Below are 25,667 nucleotides of genomic sequence, written 5' to 3'. Positions count from 1 at the left end.
GAGCAGAATGACTCATCAATAAGGAAAGCTGGACTAGAGCAAGAATGAATCCGACTGGAATCAAAAGGGTATCCAACAGAGCTCTCCACCCACGGGGCGGCTGCAGCCCATCCTCAGCGCGGATATTTGCGTTATACGTCCAGGTATCATTAATCAGTTTGCGATGGTTCATCGTAGCCTCCGATGTAGCGTGTCCCAGCCATTGATGCCGGCACACGTCTACCGTTCTGGACGGAGCAGGCATTCGGCTCGCCAGTGAGTCTTTCGTCTGCGTCTGTCTAATACGCAGGCACTCAGTTGTTACGGAGCTTTGTTCTATAAGCTCGCGCAGTGGGCGGAGATCCCCTGCTGCGAGCGGAGAGCATCATGCGATGTCGTGCTCAGAGAGGATTGCCGCTGGCCTCCGGCTATGCGGAGGCTCACTTGGAACCGGGTCGTCCATACTTCCTCCTTCGTATTGCGAGCGCTTAGTGGATCTTGTGCAGAAGACCCGAGAGATCGAGGACGTGGTAGCTGAGCATCAGCGTCATCAAAATCAGGTAGGCCCGCAGGAACCCAAGCGAAACACGCACCGCCCGCGTCATGCGAATCTTGCCAAGCCCTTCCGTAGAACACTTCTGCTCTGCAACGTCATCCAGGGGATGGATAACGCGGAATCCGTTCATATCAGGGGATACTCCTATAGTTGCCATGACTCACCTCTACTGAAAAAGTTCGGAAGAATCACCTGCGCCGCAAGCAGCAGCGACAGGGCAAAAAGGACGACGATGATCGTCCAGTTGATGTAGTTGTTCCATGGCCGGTTAACCCAGCGATCGCCGAGCAACTCCCGATCATTGAGCAGTAGTTGGAGAAAGATGATGGCGGAGGGCAGGATGAGTCCTGCGAACACCTGCACGCTGATAATGACTAGTTGCAGCGGCACATGAGGAATCAGCACGATGGCCGCAGCAGCTCCGACACACAGGATGTAAGTTGCATAGAACCCGGGGCTTCCCATAATTTCTTGTGCAACGAGTGCTCCCAACCCTTTACCTCGCCATAGGCCCATGCGCTCGCGAGTGAGATGGCCGTCGTTCCCAGCACGGCAGCGTTGACCATCAGCAGCAGAACCCCATTGCGAACGAAGGTGCCGGCAATCGGGCCGAGTGCCAGGGCGATCTGTGCCGGGTCTTGGAAAACGATCTTGTGTTCAAAGCCGTAGTTCCCAACCAGCATCATCGCGCCGGCGACACAGACGGTAAAGGTTGCTCCAATGAGAGTGTCCAGTCGTGCCCACTTCAGGTCGGCAAACCGAAGCCGTTTCTCGGCAACGCAACTCTGCTGAAAGAAGAGCTGCCAGGGGGCGATGGTTGTACCGACGATAGCGATCACCAGGAATACCAAGCTATTTGTGATGCCCCCTGCTGGCATCGTCGGAACGACGGAGTGGTGAGCAGCAGTCTCCCAATGCGGATGCACCATGAAGGCGAGGACGAACCAGGTCAGATCCATCAGGCACAGGGCAATTACGATTCGCTCCCAACGGAGGTAGCTTCCGGTCACAACCATCAACGTCAAGCCGACGGCGGAGACGGGCACAGAGATGTAAGGGCTTATTCCGAGCGCGCTAAGAGCGAGCGAGATAGCGGCAAACTCCGTGATGAGCGTGAGGAAGTTGACTGCGAGCAGGTCAAGCAGTGAAAAGTGCCCCCACCACTTGCCGAACCGCTCATAGATCATTGCGGCATGGCCTTTACCCGTCGCAATGCCCAGCCGGGCAACCATCTCTTGGATGAAGTAGCAGATGGGCAAGAGTACGACTAGCAGCCAAAGCAAATGCAGGCCGTACTGACCACCGGCCTGCATATAGGTGGACACAGCCCCAGCGTCATTGTCCGCTTCCATGACGATCAGGCCGGGGCCAAAGACCATCAGGAAGGTCACAATGCGCCGCTGCCACGCACTTCGGACCACGACCCCCGCTGCGGGAGTGGTCACGGCATCCTCTGGTTCCATCACGCGCATAGGCCTAATCCCCTATTTCGTCGCTTGATGCGTCGACGGGACTTGAACGCAGTCTTGCGGTGTCGGCCTGCACCCAGATTCCTACCAGGGGCATTCCGGGATCACCGGTGGAACGCCATACACGGACGAGAGGGCTCGGCCTGCGGACAGCAAGAATCTTGTTGTTCTGGATCTTGTTCATGATTCCTCCTTGCGCGATTCATGCAAGAGTCGGCGATGGCCGCGCGGAAGCGCAGCCATCGAAAGCTCTTTCGGATCGTCGGTTCGGGAGGTGTGAGGTTGGCCCTATAGGCCACAGTCTCACGCGCTCAAATCTCAAGTCGTATGCTGAGATGAGCGGTGAGAAATCGCCGATAGCGAAGGCTAAAAGCGGGTTCCAGAATGCTCATCGCAGCACAAGCGGGCTCTCCGAATACTTGGAGGCTCTTGTGCGGAATTTATACTCATAGGGTGTTCTGTTTCTCCTGCGAGAATGGAATCTCTCGTTTAAATTTTCTATCATACCCCCATAGGATATACAAGGAGATTATGTCTCACATCGACAAAGAAAAGCAGAAGCTCGTTGCCCGTATCAAACGCATTCGAGGGCAGGTCGATTCCATCGAACGTTCGCTCACTGCAGAGGACGATTGTGCGGATGTTCTTATGCTTCTTGCGAACGTCCGCGGCGGTGTCAACAGCCTTATGGCTGAAGTGCTTGAAGACCACATACGGCATCACTTGCTCTCCCGGAGCGTAGTGCCGCTCCACCACACGAACTTGCCGAAGACATGATTGATTTGGTGCGGGCGTATCTGAAATAAATGGTCAGAAACGATAGGTGCATAAATCTTCGTGCGATGCGCCACACGGCCCCAGCTTTTAGCCGTGCGCCACGACCGCCTCCCGGCCGGCAACGTTCGTCTTCTCGCGTCGTGGAAGCAGGCGCGTTGAGTTGAGAATGAAGGTTAACTCCGAGGCGACGTGAATGAACGTGGCTAGCAGCGGGTTGAGAATACCGGCTGCGGCCATGCGAGATAGGCGAGTTATGTCGAGCGCCAGTCTGAATTTGGATTCGGAAGTGATTGTGGCCGATACCATCAAAGGAACACCGCTGGCGGGAGAGGACTCATTCTGCTTTGTGACCAAGGCCAAGCTAGGCGACTCAGTTGTGATCAAAAGGGTAGCCCATATCAAGTTAAGTTCGGTACGCTAGCCGACCGCACGCGGCATCGGTCCAACAATCGAAAGGCACAAGAGATGACGAGTTCCGACAATAAGAGGCTGCTCGCTGCACTGGCGGCCAACTGGCAAGCTGAGATGGAGGGTTACTACACCTACACAGCCTTTGCCAAAGACGAAGTCGATCCGCAACGCAGGAACGCTTTGCGTGGTCTAGCCGCTGCCGAGAAACATCATGCCGCTCTGTGGGCTGGACGTATCCAAGAGCTAGGCGCACCGGTACCCCAGTACGTCGGCGATCCATCGGGTGAGGCACACTCGTTGGCGAATCGAGTGGGCGGGGCTGATCTGGCCCTGCGCCGACTCGAGATCGACGAAGGCCGAGATATCGCCAAGTATGGAAAGCAGTTGAAAGCTCTTGGCGACCAATCTAGCGTTGCAATCCTGAAAGAGGTCATTGCCGACGAGCGGGAACACTATCAGACGCTAGGCAATCTGATTCGTTCGCGCCGACCTCTGCCGACAATGCCTCCCGAGCAGGCGCAGGAGGCGCTCGACGATCTGCTGACCGCCCGCGACAAGGGTCACACGCAAGCGGCAGCTTGGGTTGGGGACGCAATCTACGGCGTCAATGATGGACTGGGGTCGATCTTCGGCATCGTCTCCGGTGTCTCGGGAGCAACACTGGGCAATAGCCACTTTGTTCTCATTGCAGGCTTGGCCGGTATGGTTGCCAGTGCATTATCGATGGGCTCAGGAGCGTATCTTGCTGCGAAAAGCGAACGAGAGATATTTGAGGCAGAGTTTGCAAGGGAGCGGGAAGCCGTAGAGGACAACGAAGCCGAAGCTCGTGAGGTGCTCTCCCTCAGCTTTCAAATCCGAGGCCTTCCGGAAGAAGACGCCGAGCGTTTCGCCGATCACCTCGCCAGAGACAAAGAACAACTCGTCAAAGCACTCGCGCGGGAGCGTCTCAGCACGACAGAAGAGGGGTTGAGTAAACCCATAGTCTCCGCCGTCTCCGGAGCCGTGTCCACAGCCATTGGGGCCCTAATCCCGATCGTTCCCTTCTTCTTTATGACAGGTATCCCAGCAGTGATTACCGCCGCCATCGTCTCCCTCATCGCGCATTTCGCCGTAGGAGCCGCAAAGTCCCTCATCACCATCCGCTCATGGTGGAGCAGCGGATTCGAGATGACTTGGATTGGTGCACTCGAAGGAGCGGTCACCTACATCATCGGTATCGGTCTGGGGCGAATTGGAGGAGCCTCATAAGCTTCGTCGGGACGACCTGCTGAGGCCTTTTCCTGCTGAGGCCTTTTCCTGCTGAGAAGATGCGGGCTGGGAAGGCGAACTCTCCTGTCGGGAATGTACGGAATGATGAGGAGCCCTGTTGGTCTGCGACGATGCGCCGACGCTCTGGGGTTGAGAAGACATTGAGCGGGGTCTGCCGTTAGGCAAACCCCGCCCCCGCTAGCTAGGCAGATTTCTTCGCCTTCGCTGCTGCTGGCTTCGCCTCGACTTTCTGCGGCAACTTGGCTTTGGCTTTCGCGGCGAACTCATGCTTTACCTTGAGTGCAATCGCATCGGTGTCCACTTTGTAGGCCTGGGCTGCTGCGCGGAGAACCTTGCCTCCATCATTCTGCGTTCTTGCTGAAAGCAGGATGACGGTTTCAACGATCAGCCTCCCGATGAGGACTTCCTCGGCCTTGCGGAGAAAGGCGGTTAGCAGCTTGGCTGCAGTTTCGCCTGCCTTCGCCCTGATGCCTCGGTTCCGTGCGACTATCTCGACGCGCTTCTCGTCAAGCAATCTGTGACTGCAACCGAGATCGTTGCCTGGTGGACGTCCATGCCGACATACTTCTCTTGGCTCATAAACGACGCTCCTTTTCGGTAAGTGGTGATGCCAATAACCACAACCTACCGCAAAGTGGCGCCTTTTATATTGCGTGGATTGGCCTGTTGGCGACAGTCGTGAATGCCGCACGCGCGTGAGTATTTAATTTTCTACCGAGAATTGCTGGCGAATGATCCTGAGAAATGCTTCTGCCACTGGGGATTGGAAATCGCGACGGATGCCAATGTCGACAGATGTTCTGTGCGTCGAACGCAAGCGCTTGTAAACGACGTTGGGCGTTGCAAGGCTTGCAACACATGCCGGCGCGATGGAGACGCCAAGTCCGGCAGCGATTAAGCGGACGGCCGTGGGCCATTGTTGCGTGTCCTGCACGATTCTTGGCCGAAACCCATCCGTTTCGCAGCGTGCGATCATGCTTTCTCGCGTAGAAGACGAACGGCTCCTCTCGCAGATCGGCGGGACGCAACGAAGTTCTGGCGGCGAGTGGATGCTGTTTTTGGCAGAATGGCCACGAACCGCTCGCTCAGCAGGGGTTCAATCGTAATTGCACTGTCCGGTTCTCCATCGCGCATGAATCCCAGATCGAGCGCTCCCTCCCTCAACGCGCACATCAGTTCCGTAGTCACGAGTTCTTGCAATTGCAATTCAACCTTCGGGTGCAGGCGCCTGTAGCGCTTGATTAGGAACGGCAGCCGGGTGAACATGATTCAGCCCGAGAAGCCGACGGAAAGGACACCCTCCTGTCATCTACCGAGACGGCGTGCCATTTCGACGTCCTGGTCGACCCGTTCCAGTGTTTTACGCGCACGCTCCGGCAGGTACTGACCCACGCCAGTCAAGCGGACCCCGCGAGTGGTCCTGTCGAACAAGCGATATCCAACAATATTTTCCAGCGTTTTAATCTGCTGGCTCAGGACGGGTTTTCGGCAACTTCAACCTGTCGGCCCCGAACTTTCCGATGACGTGGGCGGGCTCAACCGGTCGATGCAACACTGGCTTGCAGTTTACTCGCCGGAGTTTCAAAGCCCAAAGTTTGTCGCGGGCGTTGATTGAGGCGCAGAGCTACCTTGTTGAGATCGGCTTGAGAGTGGACGGACAAGTCGGTCTTCTTGGGGAAGTACTGTCTTAGTAGGCCGTTGGTATTTTCATTGGTGCCGCGCTGCCAAGGGCTCTGCGGATCACAGAAGTAGACCTTTACATTGGTGTCTACCGTGAAGCTCTTGTGTTTTGCCATCTCGTGCCCCCGGTCCCAGGTCAAGGAGCGCCGCAGGGTCGCGGGGAGTTTAAGCACATGCTTGCTCAGCGCGGCGACGACCGTCGCGGTGTCTTTGCTGGGCACTTTGACCAGCATGGTGAAACGCGAATGCCGTTCCACCAGGGTTGCGATATGACTGTTTTTGCTGCCTGCGAGCAGATCGCCCTCCCAATGACCGGGAATAGCGCGGTCTTCAACCTCGGCAGGTCTTTCGCTAATAGAGATGGCATCGACGATCTGACCTCGATACTGTCCCGCAGCCCGCGAGTGCCGTGAGCGACGTATAAGCCGCTTGGACCTGAGGTGCTCAACCAGCTCTTTTTCAGCACTCCGCGGGCCTGGATGAATAAGCTGCGGTAGATGGTTTCGTGGGACACACGCATGCTCTCGTTGCTGGAATAGTGGACCTTCAGCCATTTCGAAATCTGTTCCGGCGACCAGTCCAGGATCAGTTTACTGGCCACGATCGTCCGCAACTTCTCTTCGATGGCAAGAAGGCACACCTTGGGTCGCAGAGCCGACTCCCAGGCCTGACGATCGGCTTCACTGGCTCGATAGAGTGGCCGCCCGCCATGACGCACCACCTCCCGGCTCACTGTCGACACAGGCCGTTGCAACCCGCTGGCTATCTCCCGAATCGACGAACCGGATGCAATTCCACGTGAGATGTCTTCCCGCTCGGCCAGCGTCAACGTTCGCGGTGAGCGCCGACGAGCAGCAGGAACGATCCCGCCGCGCTGCGTCAACAGGAACCGAATGGAACCATGCCCCTTACCGAAGGCACGCCCAATCTCATGCAACGACTCGCCCGACTTCCAGCGGCGCCACATCTCCGTCCGCTGCTCAGTGGAAAGCCTGTTCCGTTTTCCTTGTGCCATAAACACCACCTTTAGAAAATGAATTCATATCAGATGGTGTTGCACCGACCGGTTGAGACCGCCAGCGTTCCAGCCACAGCAAGGAAATACCGTAAATGGCAGAGTTCGATTCTGCCTTTTCATATCACATTCATCTCAATCTATCGACTGGGCCTACTGGCTCAAACCGAACCTCGTATCCAAATCGTTCTGCAACTCCATTTGCCCAGTCTTCAAACTCAGCCCGTTTCCACTCAAAGCGGTGGTCGCCATGTCGGAACTCGTGTAGGTTGGCGGAAAAAGTGTCTGTTACAGCCGTTGATTTATCCCAATTTGGGAGTGCCCAAAACACTCCTCTGGCAATTGTGGCGGAATTTGTGCGGTGAATCCCACGGATTGGCGCAGAAGTTGTCACTTCATCATCGCGGCGTAGCTGGGTGGACAGTCACGCTGCCTCCTTTTCCAATCCCTCAGCTTGAATGAGTTCTGCAACACGAACCTTGATATCGTCGCGCACTGCACGAACCTCATCCATGGGACGGCCTTTTGGATCGGACAATGGCCAGTCATCTCGGCGAAGGCCCGGAACGTAGGGACATTTGTCGCCGCAACCCATTGTGATGAGCAGGGCCGCATCGTTTGCAAGCTCCTGGGTCAGCTTTTGTGGTGTGGCGGCGCTGAGATCAATGCCAATCTCCTGCATGACGGCAAGAACCTCTGGATGCACTCTCAAACCTGGCTCGGTGCCTGCGGAGACAGCTTCAGCCTTGGTTCGGTCGGCAAGCTGGTTGAAGAAAGCTGCGGCCATCTGTGAACGGCCAGCATTGTGTACGCAGGCGAAAATTACCTTAAGCATCGTGTCTCCCGGTTGTAATCGTGTTGAGTAGGTGAAATCGCATCGCGAGCGTCTACCGCTTCCCAATGTTGTCGATTTCCTTCTGCAAAGAGAATGTGTCGAGCGTCGCGAGCGGAAGACAGAGAAAAAGGCTAATACGTCGGTCGAGCATGGTGAAAGCCTGACTAAAAGCATGTTCGATCTCTTCTGGCGTTCCTTGGACGGCGGCGGGGTCGGGGATTCCCCAGTGCGCCGTCATGGGCTGACCAGGCCACAAAGGACAGACCTCGTTCGCTGCGTTATCGCAGACTGTGAAGACGAAATCAAGCGAGGCGGAATCCGGTTTAGAGAACTCATTTCAGGACTTGCTGCGGAAATTCTCAGCGCTCAAACCCGCGTTCTCGATCTGGCTGAGAGCCTCGGGACGCACAGAACCGGAAGGGTGACTTCCGGCACTGTAGGCGGTGAAGGTCGGCATCCCTTTCCGATTCATGATTGCCTCGGCCATGATCGATCGTGCGGAATTTCCTGTGCAGAGGAACAAGACATTGTAGTGTGGTATTGTTCAAATTCCTTTCGGCGACCAGCGAAGCGCAAGCATTGTGCGGTCATCGCTTGGTTGCGCACCGTTGGTATAACGACCGATGGTGCGTTGGATCGTTTCCACAACCGCAGTTGGGGGCAGATTTCTCGATTGAAGGAGTGTCTTGGAAAGGCGGTTCTGGTCAAACTCATTTCCGGACTCATTGGTCGATTCTGTAATTCCGTCCGAGTACAAGAACAGCGTGCTCTCCGGGCTAACCCTTCGCCTTACGCTTGCGAACTCGGTCGAGCAAAACATCCCGAGCGGAAGGCTCGCAGCCCCAATAACCTCAACTTCAGCGCCTTCGACAAGTAGCACCGGGTTATGGCCGGCGTTGACCAACTCCACATTCCCGCTACGATCTGCTTTGCCCAACACTAATGTCGCAAATTGGGCAGGAAGTGCGCTCTGACAAAAGGTGCTGCTCGCGATGGTCACTACTTCTTCAATCGTCCGGTTTGAAGGTAGCAAAGTCCGCAGCGTGGCATGCAGATGAGACATCAGCATCGACGCTGCCACTCCTTTGCCCGACACATCGCCGAGAGCAAAATAGAACGCGTCGGCTCCCGCCGGAATCAAATCGACATAGTCGCCGCTTACAAATCCAGCAGATTCGTAAGAAAACGCTACCTCCCAGTCGCTAAGGCAGCAGCGCCGGTCCGGAAGTAAGCGCAGCTGAACCTGCCGGGCCAGTTCCAACTGAGCTTGCAATCCGACGTCGATTTGAGGGGCGATAGTCACAGTGCCGCCGTTGGAGCGCAGCAGGTCGGGCCACAGCAAGCCGCTTGAGCGTTCTTGACCGGCTTTATGGCATATACCTTGACGCTGGCGGCCGCGGCGTTCACGTCATATTGCGAGAGAAGCGTCGTCAACTCTTCGTGCAACGATGGCTCGCTGGCTGCTGGGGTGCAGCAAGCCGCCTCGATCACTTGGAACGGACTGCCAGCTTCCATGCTGGGAGAGCAGCAAGCCGCCTGATTTTCAACCTTTGCGTATGCGTTTAGGTCTGCCCCACTATCCACGATCTCGACGTGCTGAAATCCTGCTCCAAGCAGCCCTGCGCGGTAGTCGTCTATGAGGATGGCCCCTGCGATACAGCCGACGTACGCCGCCATGCTTTGAGCAACGGCTTCTGGCAACTCATGTTTCAGTGCAATATCACTGAGGGCGACACGGCCACCTGGCTTCAGGACGCGCGCGATCTCGCGGAAGACAGCAGGCTTGTCCGGCGCCAGATTCACGACGCAGTTCGAAATGACGCAATCGACGGAAGCATCCGGGAGCGGAATCTGGTCGATGGTGGACTGGTAGAACTCCACATTGGTGTAGTCGCCCTGCTGCGCGTTCTCACGCGAGCGCTCGATCATCGCGGTGGTCATATCGATGCCGATCGCGCGGCCCTCTGGCCCAACCATCTTCGACGCTAGAAAAACGTCAAGACCGCCGCCTGAGCCAAGATCCACCACAACCTCTCCGGCTCTCAGGTGGGCTGTAGCTGTGGGATTGCCGCAGGAGAGGCCCATATTAGCCCCTGCCGGAATGGAAGTGAGCTCTTCGGCGCTGTAACCAAACGCCTCCGCAACCGACTTCACACCCGCGTGGTCGTTCGATAAGGTGCTCTCCGCAACCGCTCCGTACTTCGACTTCACCGAATCTAATAGCTGCTCTGACATATTCCCTCCAAACATTCGCTTAGGCGACTATATGGCTTGCTTTCGCATACGTCAAGGCGTATACATAAATATATGGCAGCGAAGCAGACCTTCAACGTGGAACGGTTCTTTCAGGCTCTCGGGGATAACACCCGGCTCCGGATCCTGAATCTCATTGGCGATCAGGAGATTTGTGTTTGCTATTTTGTTGAGATCCTGGGCGGACCTCAACCGAAGATCTCTCGTCACCTGGCTTACCTCCGCAGCGCCGGTATCGTCGCTGTGCGACGGGAGGGGAAGTGGATGCATTATCGGATCGTCATGCCTCCGCATATCGGAGCGGCACAGATCCTGCGCCAGACGCTCGGCTGGCTGAAAGAAGAAAAGACAATGCAGGCCGACAGGGCGCGGCTAACAAAGGCCTGTTGCTCCCCGGCGAAGTACGCCCTCCTCGAAGGCGCTCCATTACCCACAACGATCCAGGAAACATCCTGCGAGGCCTGCTAATGTCCACCGCCCCCGTTACTCAAGGTCGTGTCTGTGCCCCTGCCGTTCGAAAGAAGCTCTCGTTTCTCGACCGATTTCTGACGGTGTGGATCTTTCTTGCTATGGCGATCGGCGTTGCCATCGGCCACTTCATTCCGTCGTCTGCCGGCTTCGTCAACCATTTTCAGACTGGGACAACAAACATCCCTATCGCAATCGGCCTCATCATCATGATGTTTCCGCCTCTGGCGAAGGTGCGATACGAAAAGCTGGGAGAGGTATTCCGCAACAAGCGCGTTCTCGGGCTGTCGCTCGTGCAGAACTGGCTTATTGGCCCGGTGCTGATGTTCCTCTTGGCGATAGTTTTCCTCCGGGACGAGCCCGCCTATATGCGCGGGCTGATCCTGATCGGCATAGCCCGCTGCATCGCAATGGTGCTGGTCTGGAATGAACTCGCGGAAGGCGACACGGATTATGTTGCTGGACTCGTTGCCATCAACAGCGTCTTTCAGGTGCTCTTCTACAGCCTCTATGCCTGGGTCTTCCTGACGGTCCTGCCGAAATGGTTCGGGCTTGAGGGAAGCATTGTTCCTATTGGCATCGGCCAGATTGCGAAGAGTGTGGGACTTTATCTGGGCGTGCCGTTTGTCGCTGGGTTCATAACTCGCTACGTTCTAATCCGCGTGAAGGGAGAGGAGTGGTATCGGACTCGCTTCATTCCTCGCATCAGCCCTCTGACCCTCGTTGCGCTGCTGTTCACGATTCTCGTTATGTTTTCCCTCAAGGGCGATTTGATTGTGCGACTCCCGCTCGATGTGGTCAAGATAGCGATCCCGCTTGTCATCTACTTCCTCGTCATGTTCATGGTCAGTTTTTGGATGGGCAAGAAGCTGGGCGCGGACTACGCACAATCGGCAACTCTATCCTTCACAGCAGCCGGCAACAATTTCGAGCTGGCGATAGCGGTGGCAGTGGCCGTCTTCGGATTGAAATCCGGCGAGGCCTTCGTCGGTGTCGTCGGGCCGCTGATAGAAGTTCCGGCACTCATCGGGCTGGTCAATGTGGCCTTCTGGATGAGGCGGCGGTACTTCAGCTCAGAGATGAAGGAGTTCCACGTTCATCCGGTCGAGGACGCGCCATAGCCGAATCAGTGCCGCTCATCTTGCGAACTGGGAAGGGAAGCCAACTGCTGCAGTTGATTTCATGGTGGCATCCGGTATTGTCTTCGCATCGTCGAAAACTCAATGACCGGAGATGGAATGTGGCAAGATAGATCGTTCTGCTGAAATACATTCGGGAACTGCGACAGAAGGGATCGCCGATTGAAACGGCTGTCGAACAGGGTGTTGAAACACGTTTGCCGTTGCCAGTTTGGGATCCATCCCTATGGCTGTCTCTCATGGAGCTGGTGCGGAAGTGCAGCGTCCTCTCGCAACAGTTGTCATCGGCGGGCTGGTGACATCGACGCTGCTGACCCTGCTCGTTCTTCCTGCGCTTTACCAATGGATAGAAAAGCGGCGAGAGAGGTCTGTTGGGGCTAAGAAGGAGAGTTATGGAGACTAGCCAACGGATCGCTGGAAGCAATGATTACGGCTGCACTCCTCCAGGCAGGGTGCCTACAGCCGTCGTGTGGCTCCAAGGCATCACACTCGTCTGGATGCTGGTGGAAACCGCTGTGTCTCTCTATTCCGCTCAGCAGGCCAGGAGTGTAGCACTTCTGGCCTTCGGGTCCGACAGTTTAGTGGAATTGCTTTCCGCGAGTGTGGTGCTCCTATCATTCACCCCTACCGTTACGTTCAGTAAAGAGCGTGCTGAGCGATGGGCCGGAATTTTACTCTTTGTATTGGCGGGAGTCGTCACGTTGATCGCGGCAGGGGCGCTGCTCTTCCGCGTTCAACCAGAACCAAGTTGCCTCGGACTTGGAATCACGGTGGCTGCCCTCTTCGTCATGCCTCTGCTCGCCTGGGGCAAGCGCCGCGTTGCGAAGGCCACCAGTAACCGACCACTGGCGGCAGACGCGGTGCAGTCCGCGACCTGCGCTTACCTCGCTGCCTTGACCATCGCAGGGCTTGGCATCAATGCCCTTTTTCATATCCATTGGGTAGATTCAGCAGCAGCGCTGGCCGCGGTCCCCATTCTGATCGTTGAAGGGCGAAGAGCGATGCGCGGTGAAGGCTGCGGTTGCCACTAAGTGTGACCGTGATGCCGGTGGGCATCTTCTGCATGACCATGTTCTTGCTGACCGGCACCGCTCATCATGCGCAGCATAGCGGGACCTCCGGTTCGTAGAAAGCGAATGACCAGAAGCATCGCAAGAGCAAGAAAAACGATGTTGAGGATCGTGGTGTAATTCCAACGAACAGCCTCCTCCACGATCTGCGCTTTTCGCTGCTGTGGAACCAGATGCAATGCTCCAAAGAGGAATTCCACCGCAAGCGCGGCTAACGCCATCGAGATATAGAAGATTAGGAGCAAAAACCCGCTGATCTTCAGCCCATAATATTTGCGATAGATATTCAGGATGGGCAGCACAATAAGATCTGCAAAAAGGAATGCAAGCACTCCGCCAAAGCTGATGCCGCCATTCCAGAGAACCGCAGCTAGCGGAACATTTCCCACCGAGCATACAAAGGAGAGGATGGCGACGATCGGTCCCACAACGGGTCCCCATAACTTCGTCAGAATCGGATGTTCCTGCAGGAAGAATGCCTGCCAAAAGTGATTCGGCACCCAAGCTGCCAGTGCTCCAGCGATCAGCAAGCCCGCTCCGATATCGATCCAAATAGCGACCCAGTCCATCACGAAGAAGTGGCTGATGGCCGTCCGGCCCTTGTCTGAAGTCATTCGCTGCCAGATCGTGCCTTCATGGACGGACATATCCATTGCGGCATGCCCTTCCATGCGTCCCTGAAGACCTTTCTCCGCTTGTTGTCGTGTCGCTTCGACGATCCGGGGCGTAAGGAATGCTTTGAAGAGCAGCACCATGATGACGATCATGAGTGGCCCTCCAGTAAATTCAGCCAGGGTGAACTGCCACCCCATGAGCACGACGAGCAAGATGCCCAGTTCGAGAACAAGATTGGTGGAGGCGAATTGAAAAGCCATTGCCGCCGTAAAGTTCGCTCCTTTGCGAAACATCGAGCGAGCGAGGGCGACGGCAGCGTAGGAGCAGGAAGACGATGCAGCTCCCAGGCCACATGCCACGGCAATGGTCCTGGGCGAGTCGTCGGGCAGCAAACGGCTCATCTCTTCCTTGGACACCACGGCCTGGATGATTGCCGAAAGCCAAAACCCGAGAATCAGCGCCCAAAGAATCTCCCAGGCCATCGTGAACGACATCATCAGAGCGTGACCGATCGCTGCCACCATACCGAACGTCTCCTCGCGACTCTTTACTATTTGGATGCTGTGATGGAATTCACTGAAATTGTTGTGCCGGATTCCTCGCCTTTCACAACTTCTCCCCAGCGAATCTGTCGAACTGTGTTTTGTTTCCCTTCAAGGTGTAGACCTTACTTCCGCTGACCAAAGCGAAGTCAGAGCCTTGTTTGACGCATTCCCGTGTGCATTGAGCTGGCGTCGCGTCCTTCATCATATGGTGAGCTCCGCACAGGGCGTCGCTCACCGTTCCGGTAATGGTTTGCGACGCTTGGGCGAAGAGGCCTGTGCGCCCAGGGATCTCCTTAAAACGAATGTTGAACAACTGAGTCGTTGCTGGTTGAGGCGGAGTCCTTGTCCCGCGGAACGAGTGTTCCACGCTTCAGTGCCCGTTCCTTCATCATTACGAAGAAGACAGGCACCAGAATCAGGACGTGGATAGTGGAAGTAATCATGCCGCCAACGATAGGCGCGGCAATTGGCTTCATTACATCGGACCCGATACCGGATTCCCATAGAATCGGGACCAGGCTGGCAAGCACAGCGCAGACCGTCATCAGCTTTGGCCGCAAACGATGAACAGCGCCTTCAATGGCTGCCTCTTCAACGTCGGCATTCGTCAACGCTTTTCCACTTTGTAGCTTGTGTTCGAGAGCTTCATGGAGATAAACGACCATGACGACGCCCGTCTCTACAGCGATTCCAAAGAGCGCAATGTAACCGACCGCCACGGCGACGCTGAAGTTATAGTGAAGAAACCATTGCAGGAGCAATCCTCCACTCATCGCATAGATGGTTGGAAAGATGAGAACAAGCGCTTCGGCAACTGAGTGGAAGACCAGATAGAGCAAGAGGAAAATCACGAAGAAGACAACCGGAAGAATCAGTTCCAACCGCTGTTTAGCACGCAGTTCGAGCTCATATTCTCCCGACCACTGGAAGGTGTAGTTTGCAGGCAGTGCAAGCTTCTCATGAATGAGTTTGTTTGCCTGTGCAACGAAGCCGCCATAATCGGAGTTTTTGAGATCGATGTAGATGTATCCCGTCAGCGCACCGTCTTCATCCCGGATCATGGCCGGACCATGCGTGAAGGAGATCTTCGCTACTTGTGCCAGCGGAATCTGCGCGCCAGATGAAGTGCCGATCAGCACCCCGCGCATTTTCTCGACATTGTCGCGGAAATCTCTCTGGTAGCGAACATTGATCGGATAGCGCTCGCGGCCCTCAATGTTTTCGGCGACGTTCTGTCCGCCGATGCCGGATGAAACAGCAGTCTGAATATCCGCGATCGTCAGACCGTAGCGCGCCGCCTCCTCTCGCTTGACTTCGACATTGACATAGAAACCCTGCGCGACCTTCTCAGCAAAGACAGATCGCACCTGCGGAAGTCCGGAGAGAACAGTCTGAAGCTGCGAAGCCAATTGCTGGATACCATCGACATTCGGCCCCTGCACCTTCATGCCCAGCGGTGTCTTGATGCCGGTCAATTCCATGTCCAGGCGGTTTTCGACCGGACTTGTCCAGGTATTCGAGAGTCCCGGAAATTGGAGCTTCTCATCCATTTGCTGAATGAGCTTTTCGTAGGTCATCCCGGCAGGCCATTGCTCGCGCGGCTTGAGCATGACCGTGGTGTCGTACATATCGAGCGGTGCGTTGTCGGTTGCGCTGTCTGACCGCCCAACCGCGCCGAATACGCTGGCAACTTCCGGAAAGCTGCGCAGAACGCGGTCCTGCTGCTGGAGAAGCACCTTCGCCTGTTCAATGGAGATGCCGGGAAGAGCTGTCGGCATGTAGAGAGTGGAGCCTTCAAAGAGAGCGGGCATAAACTGGCTGCCCAAACGTGTTGCAAGCGGGAACGTGACCAACAGAAAGATCAGGTTGACCACAATGGTGAGCCAGCGGTGTCGCAGGCAGAATTTTAGGATAGGCAGGTAAATCGCCTGCGTGATGCGCGAGATTGGATTGGCACGCTCCGGCCGTAGACGGCCTCGAATCAGCATCACCATCAGGACCGGCACAAGGGTGATCGCAAGAATGGAGGAAGAGCCAACCGCAAGGGTCTTCGTCCATGCCAGCGGGCGGAACATGCGTCCTTCCTGCGCTTCGAGCAGGAAGACCGGCATGAATGAAACGACGATGATAATCAGTGAAAAGAAGAGCGCAGGGCCAACCTGCTTGGCTGCGTTGATAAGGATGGTGTGCCGCTCCGGTTCCGATACCGGGCTGGCATCCTTATCCTGCCGCTCCGACAGATGGCGGTAGCCATTTTCTACCATCACAATGGAGGCATCGACGAGCACACCTATTGCCAGTGCGATGCCGCCCAGCGACATAATGTTTGAACTCACTCCCAGCCAGTACATCGGGATGAAAGACATCAACACCGCAATGGGCAAGGCCAGGATGGCAATGAGCGCGGATCGAAAATGGAACAGGAAGACGATGATTACCAGGCTGACGATGATCGCTTCTTCGATCAGATCGCGCTGCAGGGTTTTGATCGACGCATCGATCAAATCAGAACGATCGTACCCTGTCATGATCTGGACGCCGGGCGGTAGAGAGGGTGCGATCTCGTGGAGCTTCTGCTTGACTCCATTGATGACATTCAGCGCATTCATGCCCTGACGCATGACGATGATTCCACCGACGGTTTCTCCGTCTCCATGCCACTCTGCAACCCCTTCGCGGATATCCGGGCCAAAGCTCACCGTTCCCAAATCGCGCACCAGGATAGGTGTCCCATTTTTGCTGCCGACGGCAACCGTAGCGAGATCATCGAGCGAGCGCAGATAGCCGAGACCACGGATCATGTAGTCCGCGCCGCTCAAGTTAAGAACGCGGCCACCAACTTCATTCGTGCTCATCTTTACTTTGTCGATGACGGTAGAAAGCGGGATGCCAAGACATCCTGCTGCATTCCCTGTCCGACTTGATAATGGGCCGTTGCATCCTGAATGAGCTGGTGAAGAACCGATTCGTTTTGCCGCAGGATTCCAAGCGTCTGTTGCAGGTAGGCCAACTGAAGATAGTCGGCTTTTACCGCGTCAGCGATGCTGGTTTTCGTGACTTCAACCTCAGCTTGCTTCGTGTCGGCATCGCGCTCGGCGACTTCTCCGCGCGCCCGTAACTTCCCAGGATAGGGAAGCTCCAGTGACGCCCCGATGCCAATGTAGGCAAAGTCGCTGTTGGTATATCCCGCAAACGGATTCGGGCTGCCTGCACTTAACTGTTGGTAGGTGAACTTGGGGTCCGGCAATGTAGTCACCTGCGGTGCCATTTGCCGAGCAGCCCGCACGCCGTAATTGGCTGCGGAGATTTGTGGGTTGTTCCCCCCGGCCTCAGTCAAAAGCTGGGACAAGGGCGTGGGCGTACTCGCCGCCGGCGTCTGCCCGAAAGCAGAAAACACGGTGACCAGCACGAGCGCGGCGGTCAAAGAGACCATGCTCATACGGAAACTCCAATCTCAAAGGCAGTTCAAGGCATTTGCCAGAGCACGCAGACACGCGCTTGCATTCGACAAAAGAAGAGTGTGAGAGAGGAGCTGACTAGATTCTTAGGATTGAAATGGTCGAAGGAGGAGACTTCAGAGGCGAGTAGTCGGGGCGTTCAACCCATCCAGTGATGGCGGAGGTTGGATTCACCAGCTCTAAGGCAGCCAACCAGATAATCGGAACCACTACCGGGTGGAAGGTCATTGACTTAGTGTCAAGCGCGCTATCGTGAACGCTTGCCGAGGTCTTCTGGCAGCAGCCATGTGACGCCGGCATCTCCATCTGCCCGCACTGGTTCTTCATCATGCGGCAGCAGGCACGCTCTTGAGTGCTCATCTCCGCACTCGGAACCATGCAGGCCATCGCCGGGGCCAGGCACGACACCAGGAGCAGGACCAGCACACCGAATTGGCGGAGAACACGCATTCCTGTAGTTAGACTACGTCTCCCTGACGAATGGAGCAAACGCCGATTCAGTGAGTATGAATGAATCAGTGCTGCTCATCTTGCGATCTGGGAAGGGAAGCCAACTGCCGCAGTTGATTTCATGATGGCATCCGTTGTTGTCTTCACATCGTCGAACGACACAATAAGTTCTTTCCTCTCATAACGAACCGTGACATTCGCAACGCCTTGTTCCTTCATCAATGCCTTCTTGATGGTGATGGGGCAGGTTGGGCAGGTCATCCCCGGTACGGCCAAGGTCACGGACTTGGCGGTAGGGTTCCAAGGCCGATAGGCTTCCGATCCATGTACCGCTGAAACCCATCATTACGAGAATAAGTGGGCCCAGGCAGCAGGAAGATGCGAGGACGGCGGCAACACCGCCGACTGCAAGAAATCCCGAACTGCTTGCTGGTTTTGAGTTCATGCGCTTCTTCTTTCACGCGCTGCCTGTTGAATGAGGCCGACGGGAGGCAGGCCGGACCGCCTTCCCTCGTCATCGGAGTACGTGCGGCAACCAAACCCGAATGTTTTTATCTCCCGGGCACCTGGCTCCACGTCAATCCCGTCGATACGAAGACTTGGCGATCCGAGAAATGGAATGAGCAGGTCTTCCAGAAGTAGGAGACTGTTCTCATGAAAAAACCAGCGCAGCACCTCATTGCAGAAGTCCCGCGCAGACAGGCCAGGGTGGAGATGACGATTGGCATCGACCTTGGCGATGTTTGGAGCCATTACTGCACCCTTAACCGGGACGGCGAAGTAGTCGACCGAGGCCGATTCCGAACTACACCGAAGGCGATCGAGAAGTGGTTTACAGATGTTCCGCAGGCTCGCGTGGCGATGGAAGCTGGGACCCATTCGATCTGGATCAGCGAGCAGCTACAGGAGCTTGGGCACGAAGTGATCGTTGCGAACGTCCGGGAGCTGCGGGCGATCTCGCACAGTGATCGGAAGAGCGATCAGATCGATGCTGAGAAGCTGGCACGCTACGCTTGCCTTGACCCGGAGATCCTACGTCCCATCGCGCACCGCACCGTTGAACAGCAGGAAGCCCTCACACTGATCCGCGCTCGCGATCTCATGGTCCGACTGCGTACAGCGGCGGTGAACGCGGTGCGCGGGCTGACGAAGTCCTGCGGCCACCGCATGCCGGCCTCAACGACGAGCTGCTTTGCCAAGCGGAGCCTGGCTGTGATGCCGCCAGGGCTAGCGCAGGCACTCGGTCCGGTGCTCGAACAGATCGCGGCGATGACGCTCAAGATCAAGCACTACGACCAGCAGATCCAGCAGCTCGGTCGAGCCAAGTATCCAGAGACACAAGCTTTGTTGAAGGTCCACGGAGTGGGCCACATCACCGCCCTGACCTTTGTTCTCACTCTAGGGAACAAGGAGCGATTTGGACGAAGTCGCGATGTCGGCTGCTACCTCGGCCTGAGACCGCGACGCAGTCAGTCAGGTGATCGTGATCCGCAACTCCGCATTACCAAGGCCGGCAACGTTTATCTCCGAAGTCTGCTGATCGAAGGCTAGTCCCGAGAAGCTGCTAATTGGCTGCGAAGGAGGTCTTCTTTCTACAGGTGGCCGACCACACTTCCTACCCCCACGGGAAACGGCGCTCGACAGGGGATTGAATTGACAACTGGGTGGTCCCAGGGCTAGACATCACCCAGCCCCGATTCCCGAGTCAGTTTGACGCAACGCCGGGCAATCGCGGCGCACTACTCCACATATGCTAAGGGAAGCGATCCCCGGTGCTCCTCGCCTCACGCCGATCCAGTGGCTGACCTGTGCTGTCGCCTGTCTTGGTTTTGCCTTTGATCTTTACGAAACTTTGATGCTGGCTCTTATTGTGCGGCCTGCGCTGACCAGTCTCGGAGACCTGAAACCGGGGACTTCAGCGTTCAACCTCTGGGTTGGGCTGTTGTTCTTTATTCCCGTTGCGATTGGTGGCGTCTTCGGGCTCCTCGGTGGTTATCTGGCAGACCTTGTTGGCCGCCGCCGCGTGCTGGTCTGGAGCATCTTGCTGTATGCCTTCTCGGCGAGCGCGGCAAGTTATGCCACTTCGGTGCCGGAGCTCGTGGTCTTTCGCTGCACTACGATGATCGGCGTGAGCGTCGAATATGTGGCAGCGCTCGCGTGGCTGGCGGAGCTGTTTCCGTATCCCAAACAGCGAGAGTCCGTCCTGGCCTACACCCAGTCCTTCTACGCATTAGGAGGCCTGTTGGTAGTAGGCGCCTATTACCTCGCCGTCACCTACGCGGAACGATTCCCCACCATCCGCGGAGGCCATGAGGCCTGGCGTTACACTCTGCTCTCCGGAATCATTCCTGCGATTCCGCTGATCTTCGTTCGGCCATTCCTGCCCGAATCGCCGGTCTGGCGAGAGAAGAAATCCCAGGGAACTTTAAAGCGGCCCCGCATCCGGGAGCTCTTCCGCCCCGCACTCCGAAGGACCACCCTGATCACGACATTATTGGTGGCGTGTACGATTGCCCTGGGGTATGGGGCGCTACAGCATACCGTTCGCATTGTCCCCGGGCTTGCCGAAGTGCGAAATCTCGCACCGCGACAGGTAGAGCAAACGGTCAGCAATGTGCAAATGTTTCAAGAGCTCGGCAGCTTGACTGGCCGCGCGATCTTCGCCCTGCTGGTCGTCCGAATCGTGACGCAACGCCGTCGTCTGCGCATCTGCTTTGGGCCAATGCTGATTGCTATCTGGTGGCTTTTTTCTATGCGGCAACCCACAGCCTGGCTTTACTCCGACTTGGAGTTTTCCTCGCCACCCTGCTCTTTTAACGGACTCCACAGCTTTTGGGGAAACTATTTGCCCAGAGTTTATCCAACACATTTGCGAGGCACAGGCGAGAGTTTCGCCGTGAACATCGGAGGCAAAACGATCGGGGTCTCTGCCGCCCTCCTCACAACCCAGCTCGCCAACGTAATGCCCGGCTCAGGCGCAGGCGTTCGTCTTTCCCATGCAGCCGGCACAGTCGCTCTGCTTGCCTGCGTGGCTGGTTTGATTGGGAGTTTCTGGTTGCCTGAGCCTGAAGGTGAGCAACTGCCCGACTGACGCGGCCAATCTAATGGAGTACCTATGGAACATAACGAATCAGGTGGCACAGGATGTCCTGCAGGCCAGACCTACCTGCTGGACAATGCCGGTAAAGAGGCCTCGGCGCGATTCGCCGCGCTAGCAGCGATTTTTGATCCGGGAACTATTCGTCATCTGGAGGAGCGCGGCCTCACCTCCGGTTGGCACTGCTTGGAGGTCGGCGGCGGTGGCGGCTCCATCGCTGCGTGGCTCGCGGCCCGCGTGGGTTCTACCGGACGCGTCCTTGTTACCGATATTGACCCGCGCTTTCTTGAATCCTTACAGGTCACCAACCTCGAGGTGCGCCGCCACAATATCGTCAACGATGCCTTGCCCGAAGCCGCCTTCGATCTCGTGCATTCACGCCTGGTGTTGCTGCACCTTCCCGAACGCGAAAGAGCCCTGGCGCGCATGGTCGCCGCTCTGAAGCCCGGAGGCTGGCTCGTCGACGAAGAGTTCGACAGCTCCATCGATCTGGTTTCCTCTGCAAATCCCGGAGAGGTTTATTCAAAGACCTACGTTGCGATGGCGCGGACCATGGATAGCCGTGGAGTCGATCGGAGATTCGGACGCCGGCTCTTTGGACGGCTGCGCGCCCATGGATTTGTTGACGTAGCTGCAGAGGGACGCACTTTCATGTGGCATAGCGGATCCCCGGGCGTCTCTCTTCTGCGCTCGAACTATGAACAGCTTCGCAGTGCGATGATCGATGCAGGTTACATCACTGAGCGTGAGTTTAATGAAGACCTCGCGGGTCTGGACGATCCAGGCTTCATGATGCCATCGCCGATCCTCTGGACCGTCTGGGGACGTCGGCCTTAACGCTCGCCATACCTCATGCGGGGGCAGGATGGCTCTACCGTGTCTCTGTTCCCTTCGCTCTCGGGCCTGCGTCTGTCGCAAATCGTCTTCACATGGATTGAAGCTACGTCGAGAATTCCCTCGCCTAGGAGGACATCTCGGGCTACTCAGCCGTTCGGTCCCGAGTGACGGGCAAACCAGGAGTTATTCACTTGGAATTAAAACCGGCTAACCTGAAACGTGGATCCCAGCGTTGGTCTGGCTGGCAGGTGTCCGACAAGCCCACAATCCGACCGGAACTCAGAAAACAGAAAGAGCCCGGCTCGATTGGCACGTCGGTCTCTACTCGGCAATGGAGAACGACCCGCGTTCAATTGCTCAGAAAACCCGAACCAGGGCACAACTGAAGTAGAGCCTCATCACATTGCAAGGTGCGGCACCGATCGCGATAGCGGAGTTCTTGATGCTGTACCCCGATGCCAATCAACGTTCGCGGCTTTTGTACAACTGATCAATAAGGTCAAAGGCCCCCGGGTGCAGAGACACTGATGCGTGGATCGGCTCTCCGATTTCCAGATATGAGCCCCTGGCTGCATCGTACCCGGGCCACTTGGGTTGGTCCGGCACGTTTGGATCTCCGGTCTTTGCAAACTGAATCCAATACTGGCGCATTGCTCGAGCCAAGGCGTCCCCCGATTTATTCCTGGGGATGCCCGGTGTATCAAACAACAGGGTTAGGTCGCTGCCGTGGAACGCTCCCCACCGAGCGCCGCCGGGGCTGTCGAAGCTGAAGGTAGAGTGGTAAAGATAGGCTTTGCTCTTCTTGTTGCTCATCGATTGCGCGAGCCACCGAGCAGGAGCAGTAAAGTCCAGGTCGCTCCCGGCGCGGATGAATTCGGCGGAGGCGTCGCCGGTGCCGGGTGCCGGGTAAACGCGCAAGCCTTCCTCGGCCAGCGAACCGAGAGTGTCTTTGATCCAGCTACGGTACGCATTGGCGGAGAGGTCCGGGTTGAAACTGATCAGGTTTGCCATTTCCCGTTCAGTGCTGCCCACGATAACCGGAATGTCCAGCTCCCGCCCGCGCGCAAATAGCGCAAGCGGTTGATCGGTAACCACCCAGCCATCGACGATGGTGTCCGACGACATGTTTGTATTGATCAGCTTTTCAGCCGGGATGGAGCGCAGTTTGGCGAGCGTGTCGGTACCGTCGGCCCCGAGAGAACGGGCAACTTTTACCCCGGACTCTTCAGCGGACGCCAGATTTCCGTACGAATCATGAAGCCGCGGTTGCGGGTCAAAGGGCACGCCGCTTTGCAGGATTGCCCGATGAAACAGCCCGCGCGCTAACGGCGAAATCATTAAGATGCCTACGTAATAGCCCCCGAGGAATGTCCCCAGATCGTGACGTTATTGGGATCGCCTCCGAATTGCGCGATGTTGCGACGCACCCACTGCAAAGCAGCGATCTGGTCCAGCAGGCCATAGTTGCCGGAGGAGTGGTGTTCCGATTCAGCCGTGAGCGCAGGATGGGAGAGCCATCCCAACGCGCCGATTCGGTAATTGATGGTGACGACCACGACTTGGCCGGTTGCGGCCAGTGAGGCTCCGCCGTCATCGCCGCGGCCAATGGTCCCGCTGCCGCCGTGGATGTAGAACATGACGGGAAGGCGTTGGCTTGAACCAGGATGGGGCGTCATCACGTTCAGATAGAGACAGTCTTCGCTTGTCTTATCCGCGGGCCGAGCTTTGGATGGGTCGCCTCCCAGTTGGCTGAGCAGTCGCTGGCGAATCCTGAACCATGTGTCCGATTGCGGGCAGGCTGGACTGAGTTCCTCTGCTTTGCGAACGCCCGCCCATCGGGCCAGCGGTTGCGGAGGTCTCCATCGGAGATCTCCGACTGGCGGAGTCGCATACGGGATGCCACGGAAAAAAATCAAATTGGGATACTCAGGAGATTGAGCCCCTTGGACGATGCCGCCTTCGATTGCAACAACGAGATCGCGTGATGGTGTCTGAGCTGACGCGAGCACGCAAGTGGAAGCACAAGCAAGAGCAATGATTTTGACTAGACGGATCATTTCCGCTCCGTTCGCTCAAGAGACCTGTCCCAATTTAGGGCCTCAGTATATGCGCGACATGCTGCGCCTGGACAACTCCAGAACAGTTGGATCGACAAAACGCCTATATCCGGCTGTGATCAGACGGGATTGTCCAGGCTGGTGATGTCTACATCGAAGCAATTCGGCATACCGGACGGATTACCGGCAAGTGTCCCAGTTGGCGACTTTTCGGCCAAGTGGAGTCAACCTCTGCCGTGACCGTTATGCAATGTGACCCTGATGGTGCGGCACCATCATCGCGACGAAATCGCGGTCGATATTGCCGGTCGGCTTGATCGTCATGTCATTCATCATCTTCGTCATCGCGGCAGCGTTCCCTGCCAGGAAGGGCCGCTCCGTCTTGAGGGACGGGGATACATTGTCCGCTGGTATGGGTGAAGAGAAACCTGGTCCCGCCGCGGTGCCCGCGAAGTTCGCCGCAAGCGTTGCCTCCGTCGGCGTCAGCTTCTCGCCCGAGGCGGCGCGCATCGCCGCGATCTCCTGGAGCTCCTCAACAACAATGTCCTGGGCAATGCGGATAAGTTGCTCGTTGTGGCCGTAGCGGAGCTCCGCTTCGGACATGTCGATAGCGCCTTGATGATGCGGCGCCATCATCGCTACGAAGTCATGGTCGACATCAATCGTGGGCTTCACGGCCATGTCATTCATCATTTTTGTCATGGCGGCGTCGTTCTCTTTCAGGAACGCGACTTCCGTAGCGCTGGGCCGTCGCGATAGGTTCTGGGCCGAAGCTAGAGAGGCCGAACCGATGGCGAACGCCGCGGCTGTGATCGCGGCGGCCGCAACAAGCGAAGTGAGTAATTCCTTTCTGCTTTTCAAAATCGGGGCTTTTGAATCTAGCCATTTGAATCTCATTTGTTTCTCCTTCCAAAATCGCGCTGACGGGGAGCCGCCCCCAAGCACCGTGGAGCCGTTGATCGCAGGCGGGCGGCCGTTCGTCATTGGACCTGCACCTGCACCGGAGCGCCAAGCTCCGTATCGTTTGCTGGCACGATCGCCAGATAGCGACGCTGTGCTTTCACATCGCTCTCCACGAGCTGCCGGATCGGACCGATGGCGTTGACGATCGCCGCGCCAGCGGGTTCGCCTTGAAGGGTTGCAGCGGCTGCAGCGCGCCTGTGTCATCCGGGTTCTCGGCGAGGACAAGCTCGTAGGACTGCTTCGGCTGCAATCCGGACACCGCAGCTTCCAGCACCTGGATCAGCCCCTGATTGAACAGAGAGATGGTGGTGGGCGCATTGCCTGCCTCCTCAGCGGAAGCGGCGAGCGAAAGATGTGCGACTGGCCTGCGACGCCGAGCGGTTCCAGGTTCTGCGTTCCGGGCCCGACGGCACCGCATCGGACGCATAGGTGAGAGCTTGGGGTGCCTGACCGGTGGGAATCGTCGCGATCACCTTGTTGGTAAGCGTATCGATGGCAGCGACGCCGTCGCCGTTCTCAAGCCCAACATAAATGCGGCTGCCGTCGCCAGACGGCCACAGCCCAAAACGAAGTGAAAGTCTTCCGGACCATCGATTTCTCGCAAGTGGCCACCATTCCGGTTGGCGGTGGTGGCGACTCAGCGGCAACGCTTTCATGTCGATGATGTGCGTGGAGAAAAATGAATACCAGAACGATCGCGATCAGCAGACAAGGCACGAGGATG

Annotated in this window: 33 protein-coding genes and 2 pseudogenes; 9 read left to right on the top strand and 26 right to left on the bottom strand. The window is 56.8% G+C overall.

Features of this window, described 5'->3' with window-relative positions:
* Positions 1–467: 467 nt before the first annotated feature.
* Genes RBB80_RS30930 through RBB80_RS30915 form a run of 4 tightly spaced genes read right to left on the bottom strand, consistent with a single transcriptional unit; the run spans position 468 to position 2,188 of the window.
* On the bottom strand, positions 468–665 hold the full coding sequence (locus tag RBB80_RS30930; RefSeq protein ID WP_433965949.1) for a hypothetical protein: 198 nt from the start codon (positions 663–665) through the stop codon (positions 468–470).
* A 14-nt stretch (positions 666–679) separates the two neighbouring features.
* On the bottom strand, positions 680–940 hold the full coding sequence (locus tag RBB80_RS30925) for a hypothetical protein (protein WP_433965948.1): 261 nt from the start codon (positions 938–940) through the stop codon (positions 680–682).
* Positions 934–1,980: an Nramp family divalent metal transporter gene (locus RBB80_RS30920; RefSeq protein ID WP_433965947.1), complete on the bottom strand. Its 1,047-nt coding sequence runs from the start codon at positions 1,978–1,980 to the stop codon at positions 934–936. The genes RBB80_RS30925 and RBB80_RS30920 overlap by 7 nt, the downstream gene beginning before the upstream one ends.
* A 31-nt stretch (positions 1,981–2,011) precedes the next feature.
* Positions 2,012–2,188, bottom strand: coding sequence for a hypothetical protein (locus RBB80_RS30915; RefSeq protein WP_433965946.1), 177 nt, complete (start codon positions 2,186–2,188; stop codon positions 2,012–2,014).
* A gap of 200 nt (positions 2,189–2,388) precedes the next feature.
* Here RBB80_RS30915 and RBB80_RS30910 point away from each other — a divergent pair, with 200 nt between their 5' ends.
* Positions 2,389–2,781, top strand: coding sequence for a metal/formaldehyde-sensitive transcriptional repressor (locus RBB80_RS30910; protein WP_433965945.1), 393 nt, complete (start codon positions 2,389–2,391; stop codon positions 2,779–2,781).
* 87 nt (positions 2,782–2,868) lie between these two features.
* Here the strand turns inward: RBB80_RS30910 and RBB80_RS30905 are convergent, their stop codons facing one another.
* On the bottom strand, positions 2,869–3,141 hold the full coding sequence (locus RBB80_RS30905) for a hypothetical protein (RefSeq protein ID WP_433965944.1): 273 nt from the start codon (positions 3,139–3,141) through the stop codon (positions 2,869–2,871).
* Between the two features lie 105 nt (positions 3,142–3,246).
* Here RBB80_RS30905 and RBB80_RS30900 point away from each other — a divergent pair, with 105 nt between their 5' ends.
* On the top strand, positions 3,247–4,440 hold the full coding sequence (locus tag RBB80_RS30900) for a VIT1/CCC1 transporter family protein (protein WP_433965943.1): 1,194 nt from the start codon (positions 3,247–3,249) through the stop codon (positions 4,438–4,440).
* A gap of 202 nt (positions 4,441–4,642) precedes the next feature.
* Here RBB80_RS30900 and RBB80_RS30895 read toward each other — a convergent pair whose 3' ends face one another.
* The 11 genes and pseudogenes from RBB80_RS30895 to arsM all read right to left on the bottom strand — a co-directional run bounded on the left by RBB80_RS30895 (position 4,643) and on the right by arsM (position 10,226).
* On the bottom strand, positions 4,643–4,975 hold the full coding sequence (locus RBB80_RS30895; RefSeq protein WP_433965942.1) for a hypothetical protein: 333 nt from the start codon (positions 4,973–4,975) through the stop codon (positions 4,643–4,645).
* Positions 4,976–5,164: 189 nt separating this feature from the next.
* Positions 5,165–5,512: a LysR substrate-binding domain-containing protein gene (locus tag RBB80_RS30890; protein WP_433969979.1), complete on the bottom strand. Its 348-nt coding sequence runs from the start codon at positions 5,510–5,512 to the stop codon at positions 5,165–5,167.
* Positions 5,434–5,727, bottom strand: coding sequence for a LysR substrate-binding domain-containing protein (locus RBB80_RS30885; protein ID WP_433965941.1), 294 nt, complete (start codon positions 5,725–5,727; stop codon positions 5,434–5,436). Before RBB80_RS30885 ends, RBB80_RS30890 begins: the two co-directional genes overlap by 79 nt.
* A 39-nt stretch (positions 5,728–5,766) precedes the next feature.
* On the bottom strand, positions 5,767–5,937 hold the full coding sequence (locus tag RBB80_RS30880) for a LysR family transcriptional regulator (protein ID WP_433969977.1): 171 nt from the start codon (positions 5,935–5,937) through the stop codon (positions 5,767–5,769).
* A gap of 59 nt (positions 5,938–5,996) precedes the next feature.
* Positions 5,997–6,695, bottom strand: coding sequence for an IS30 family transposase (locus RBB80_RS30875; protein ID WP_433969976.1), 699 nt, complete (start codon positions 6,693–6,695; stop codon positions 5,997–5,999).
* A gap of 215 nt (positions 6,696–6,910) precedes the next feature.
* Positions 6,911–7,108, bottom strand: a pseudogene (locus tag RBB80_RS30870) (IS30 family transposase); the annotation flags it as partial.
* A gap of 472 nt (positions 7,109–7,580) precedes the next feature.
* Positions 7,581–7,991, bottom strand: coding sequence for an arsenate reductase ArsC (locus RBB80_RS30865; RefSeq protein ID WP_433965940.1), 411 nt, complete (start codon positions 7,989–7,991; stop codon positions 7,581–7,583).
* A 52-nt stretch (positions 7,992–8,043) separates the two neighbouring features.
* The gene (locus RBB80_RS30860) at positions 8,044–8,229 is read right to left on the bottom strand and encodes a hypothetical protein (protein WP_433965939.1); all 186 of its coding nucleotides are present in this window, start codon (positions 8,227–8,229) and stop codon (positions 8,044–8,046) included.
* 99 nt (positions 8,230–8,328) lie between these two features.
* Entirely contained in the window at positions 8,329–8,514 is a 186-nt protein-coding gene (locus RBB80_RS30855) for a hypothetical protein (protein ID WP_433965938.1), read from the bottom strand.
* 21 nt (positions 8,515–8,535) lie between these two features.
* On the bottom strand, positions 8,536–9,333 hold the full coding sequence (locus RBB80_RS30850) for a PP2C family protein-serine/threonine phosphatase (RefSeq protein ID WP_433965937.1): 798 nt from the start codon (positions 9,331–9,333) through the stop codon (positions 8,536–8,538).
* Positions 9,291–10,226, bottom strand: coding sequence for an arsenite methyltransferase (arsM, locus tag RBB80_RS30845; RefSeq protein WP_433965936.1), 936 nt, complete (start codon positions 10,224–10,226; stop codon positions 9,291–9,293). Before arsM ends, RBB80_RS30850 begins: the two co-directional genes overlap by 43 nt.
* A 72-nt stretch (positions 10,227–10,298) precedes the next feature.
* Here arsM and RBB80_RS30840 point away from each other — a divergent pair, with 72 nt between their 5' ends.
* The 4 genes from RBB80_RS30840 (at position 10,299) to RBB80_RS30825 (ending at position 12,882) form a co-directional block, all read left to right on the top strand.
* Positions 10,299–10,712, top strand: a complete 414-nt coding sequence (locus RBB80_RS30840; protein ID WP_433965935.1) for an ArsR/SmtB family transcription factor — start codon at positions 10,299–10,301, stop codon at positions 10,710–10,712.
* Entirely contained in the window at positions 10,712–11,833 is a 1,122-nt protein-coding gene (gene arsB / locus RBB80_RS30835) for an ACR3 family arsenite efflux transporter (RefSeq protein WP_433965934.1), read from the top strand. Before RBB80_RS30840 ends, arsB begins: the two co-directional genes overlap by 1 nt.
* Before the next feature lie 274 nt (positions 11,834–12,107).
* Complete coding sequence (locus tag RBB80_RS30830; protein WP_433965933.1) at positions 12,108–12,254, top strand: efflux RND transporter permease subunit; 147 nt, start codon at positions 12,108–12,110, stop codon at positions 12,252–12,254.
* A complete protein-coding gene (locus RBB80_RS30825) occupies positions 12,244–12,882 on the top strand; it encodes a cation transporter (RefSeq protein WP_433965932.1) in 639 nt (212 codons plus the stop codon). The genes RBB80_RS30830 and RBB80_RS30825 overlap by 11 nt, the downstream gene beginning before the upstream one ends.
* Here the strand turns inward: RBB80_RS30825 and RBB80_RS30820 are convergent.
* From RBB80_RS30820 to RBB80_RS30795, 6 genes are all read right to left on the bottom strand, one after another.
* The gene (locus RBB80_RS30820; RefSeq protein ID WP_433965931.1) at positions 12,879–14,060 is read right to left on the bottom strand and encodes a permease; all 1,182 of its coding nucleotides are present in this window, start codon (positions 14,058–14,060) and stop codon (positions 12,879–12,881) included. The two genes, RBB80_RS30825 and RBB80_RS30820, sit on opposite strands and share 4 nt — an antisense overlap.
* A 314-nt stretch (positions 14,061–14,374) precedes the next feature.
* Complete coding sequence (locus RBB80_RS30815; protein WP_433965930.1) at positions 14,375–16,936, bottom strand: efflux RND transporter permease subunit; 2,562 nt, start codon at positions 16,934–16,936, stop codon at positions 14,375–14,377.
* 2 nt (positions 16,937–16,938) lie between these two features.
* Complete coding sequence (locus tag RBB80_RS30810; protein WP_433965929.1) at positions 16,939–17,520, bottom strand: TolC family protein; 582 nt, start codon at positions 17,518–17,520, stop codon at positions 16,939–16,941.
* 97 nt (positions 17,521–17,617) lie between these two features.
* Positions 17,618–17,989: a hypothetical protein gene (locus tag RBB80_RS30805; protein WP_433965928.1), complete on the bottom strand. Its 372-nt coding sequence runs from the start codon at positions 17,987–17,989 to the stop codon at positions 17,618–17,620.
* Positions 17,990–18,064: 75 nt separating this feature from the next.
* Positions 18,065–18,265: a cation transporter gene (locus RBB80_RS30800; protein WP_433965927.1), complete on the bottom strand. Its 201-nt coding sequence runs from the start codon at positions 18,263–18,265 to the stop codon at positions 18,065–18,067.
* Positions 18,168–18,434 (bottom strand): mercuric transporter MerT family protein, encoded by a 267-nt coding sequence (locus RBB80_RS30795; RefSeq protein WP_433965926.1) that lies wholly within the window; start codon positions 18,432–18,434, stop codon positions 18,168–18,170. The genes RBB80_RS30800 and RBB80_RS30795 overlap by 98 nt, the downstream gene beginning before the upstream one ends.
* A gap of 209 nt (positions 18,435–18,643) precedes the next feature.
* Here RBB80_RS30795 and RBB80_RS30790 point away from each other — a divergent pair, with 209 nt between their 5' ends.
* The 3 genes from RBB80_RS30790 (at position 18,644) to RBB80_RS30780 (ending at position 21,923) form a co-directional block, all read left to right on the top strand.
* Positions 18,644–19,540 (top strand): IS110 family transposase, encoded by an 897-nt coding sequence (locus RBB80_RS30790; RefSeq protein WP_433965925.1) that lies wholly within the window; start codon positions 18,644–18,646, stop codon positions 19,538–19,540.
* A 304-nt stretch (positions 19,541–19,844) separates the two neighbouring features.
* Positions 19,845–21,080, top strand: coding sequence for an MFS transporter (locus tag RBB80_RS30785; RefSeq protein WP_433965924.1), 1,236 nt, complete (start codon positions 19,845–19,847; stop codon positions 21,078–21,080).
* 24 nt (positions 21,081–21,104) lie between these two features.
* On the top strand, positions 21,105–21,923 hold the full coding sequence (locus RBB80_RS30780; protein WP_433965923.1) for a methyltransferase domain-containing protein: 819 nt from the start codon (positions 21,105–21,107) through the stop codon (positions 21,921–21,923).
* A 462-nt stretch (positions 21,924–22,385) separates the two neighbouring features.
* On the opposite strand, the pseudogene RBB80_RS30775 reads toward RBB80_RS30780, so the two are convergent.
* From RBB80_RS30775 to RBB80_RS30760, 4 genes and pseudogenes are all read right to left on the bottom strand, one after another.
* Positions 22,386–23,980, bottom strand: a pseudogene (locus RBB80_RS30775) (carboxylesterase/lipase family protein).
* A gap of 243 nt (positions 23,981–24,223) precedes the next feature.
* Positions 24,224–24,877 carry a DUF305 domain-containing protein gene (locus RBB80_RS30770; protein WP_433965922.1) on the bottom strand — a complete coding sequence of 218 codons (654 nt, stop codon included), beginning with the start codon at positions 24,875–24,877 and terminating at the stop codon, positions 24,224–24,226.
* A gap of 163 nt (positions 24,878–25,040) precedes the next feature.
* Positions 25,041–25,361 carry a hypothetical protein gene (locus tag RBB80_RS30765; protein WP_433970114.1) on the bottom strand — a complete coding sequence of 107 codons (321 nt, stop codon included), beginning with the start codon at positions 25,359–25,361 and terminating at the stop codon, positions 25,041–25,043.
* Complete coding sequence (locus tag RBB80_RS30760) at positions 25,273–25,599, bottom strand: hypothetical protein (protein ID WP_433965921.1); 327 nt, start codon at positions 25,597–25,599, stop codon at positions 25,273–25,275. Before RBB80_RS30760 ends, RBB80_RS30765 begins: the two co-directional genes overlap by 89 nt.
* Between the last annotated feature and the right edge of the window lie 68 nt (positions 25,600–25,667).

The sequence above is a fragment of the Tunturiibacter gelidiferens genome, from assembly GCF_051013345.1.
GTDB classification, from domain to species: domain Bacteria; phylum Acidobacteriota; class Terriglobia; order Terriglobales; family Acidobacteriaceae; genus Edaphobacter; species Edaphobacter gelidiferens_A.
Note: the sequence above shows the minus strand (reverse complement) of the source record. Positions and strands in the feature narration are given on the sequence as shown.

Coding starts and splice junctions, on each gene's coding strand:
- RBB80_RS30930 (WP_433965949.1), bottom strand. CDS start 665: ATGAACGGATTCCGCGTTATCCATCCCCTGGATGACGTTGCAGAGCAG.
- RBB80_RS30915 (WP_433965946.1), bottom strand. CDS start 2,188: ATGAACAAGATCCAGAACAACAAGATTCTTGCTGTCCGCAGGCCGAGC.
- RBB80_RS30910 (WP_433965945.1), top strand. CDS start 2,389: ATGCTCATCGCAGCACAAGCGGGCTCTCCGAATACTTGGAGGCTCTTG.
- RBB80_RS30900 (WP_433965943.1), top strand. CDS start 3,247: ATGACGAGTTCCGACAATAAGAGGCTGCTCGCTGCACTGGCGGCCAAC.
- RBB80_RS30885 (WP_433965941.1), bottom strand. CDS start 5,727: ATGTTCACCCGGCTGCCGTTCCTAATCAAGCGCTACAGGCGCCTGCAC.
- RBB80_RS30875 (WP_433969976.1), bottom strand. CDS start 6,695: ATGGCTGAAGGTCCACTATTCCAGCAACGAGAGCATGCGTGTGTCCCA.
- RBB80_RS30865 (WP_433965940.1), bottom strand. CDS start 7,991: ATGCTTAAGGTAATTTTCGCCTGCGTACACAATGCTGGCCGTTCACAG.
- RBB80_RS30860 (WP_433965939.1), bottom strand. CDS start 8,229: ATGACGGCGCACTGGGGAATCCCCGACCCCGCCGCCGTCCAAGGAACG.
- arsM (WP_433965936.1), bottom strand. CDS start 10,226: ATGTCAGAGCAGCTATTAGATTCGGTGAAGTCGAAGTACGGAGCGGTT.
- RBB80_RS30840 (WP_433965935.1), top strand. CDS start 10,299: ATGGCAGCGAAGCAGACCTTCAACGTGGAACGGTTCTTTCAGGCTCTC.
- arsB (WP_433965934.1), top strand. CDS start 10,712: ATGTCCACCGCCCCCGTTACTCAAGGTCGTGTCTGTGCCCCTGCCGTT.
- RBB80_RS30825 (WP_433965932.1), top strand. CDS start 12,244: ATGGAGACTAGCCAACGGATCGCTGGAAGCAATGATTACGGCTGCACT.
- RBB80_RS30820 (WP_433965931.1), bottom strand. CDS start 14,060: ATGGTGGCAGCGATCGGTCACGCTCTGATGATGTCGTTCACGATGGCC.
- RBB80_RS30815 (WP_433965930.1), bottom strand. CDS start 16,936: ATGAGCACGAATGAAGTTGGTGGCCGCGTTCTTAACTTGAGCGGCGCG.
- RBB80_RS30810 (WP_433965929.1), bottom strand. CDS start 17,520: ATGAGCATGGTCTCTTTGACCGCCGCGCTCGTGCTGGTCACCGTGTTT.
- RBB80_RS30805 (WP_433965928.1), bottom strand. CDS start 17,989: ATGCGTGTTCTCCGCCAATTCGGTGTGCTGGTCCTGCTCCTGGTGTCG.
- RBB80_RS30795 (WP_433965926.1), bottom strand. CDS start 18,434: ATGAACTCAAAACCAGCAAGCAGTTCGGGATTTCTTGCAGTCGGCGGT.
- RBB80_RS30790 (WP_433965925.1), top strand. CDS start 18,644: ATGAAAAAACCAGCGCAGCACCTCATTGCAGAAGTCCCGCGCAGACAG.
- RBB80_RS30785 (WP_433965924.1), top strand. CDS start 19,845: ATGCTGGCTCTTATTGTGCGGCCTGCGCTGACCAGTCTCGGAGACCTG.
- RBB80_RS30780 (WP_433965923.1), top strand. CDS start 21,105: ATGGAACATAACGAATCAGGTGGCACAGGATGTCCTGCAGGCCAGACC.
- RBB80_RS30770 (WP_433965922.1), bottom strand. CDS start 24,877: ATGAGATTCAAATGGCTAGATTCAAAAGCCCCGATTTTGAAAAGCAGA.
- RBB80_RS30765 (WP_433970114.1), bottom strand. CDS start 25,361: ATGCGGTGCCGTCGGGCCCGGAACGCAGAACCTGGAACCGCTCGGCGT.
- RBB80_RS30760 (WP_433965921.1), bottom strand. CDS start 25,599: ATGAAAGCGTTGCCGCTGAGTCGCCACCACCGCCAACCGGAATGGTGG.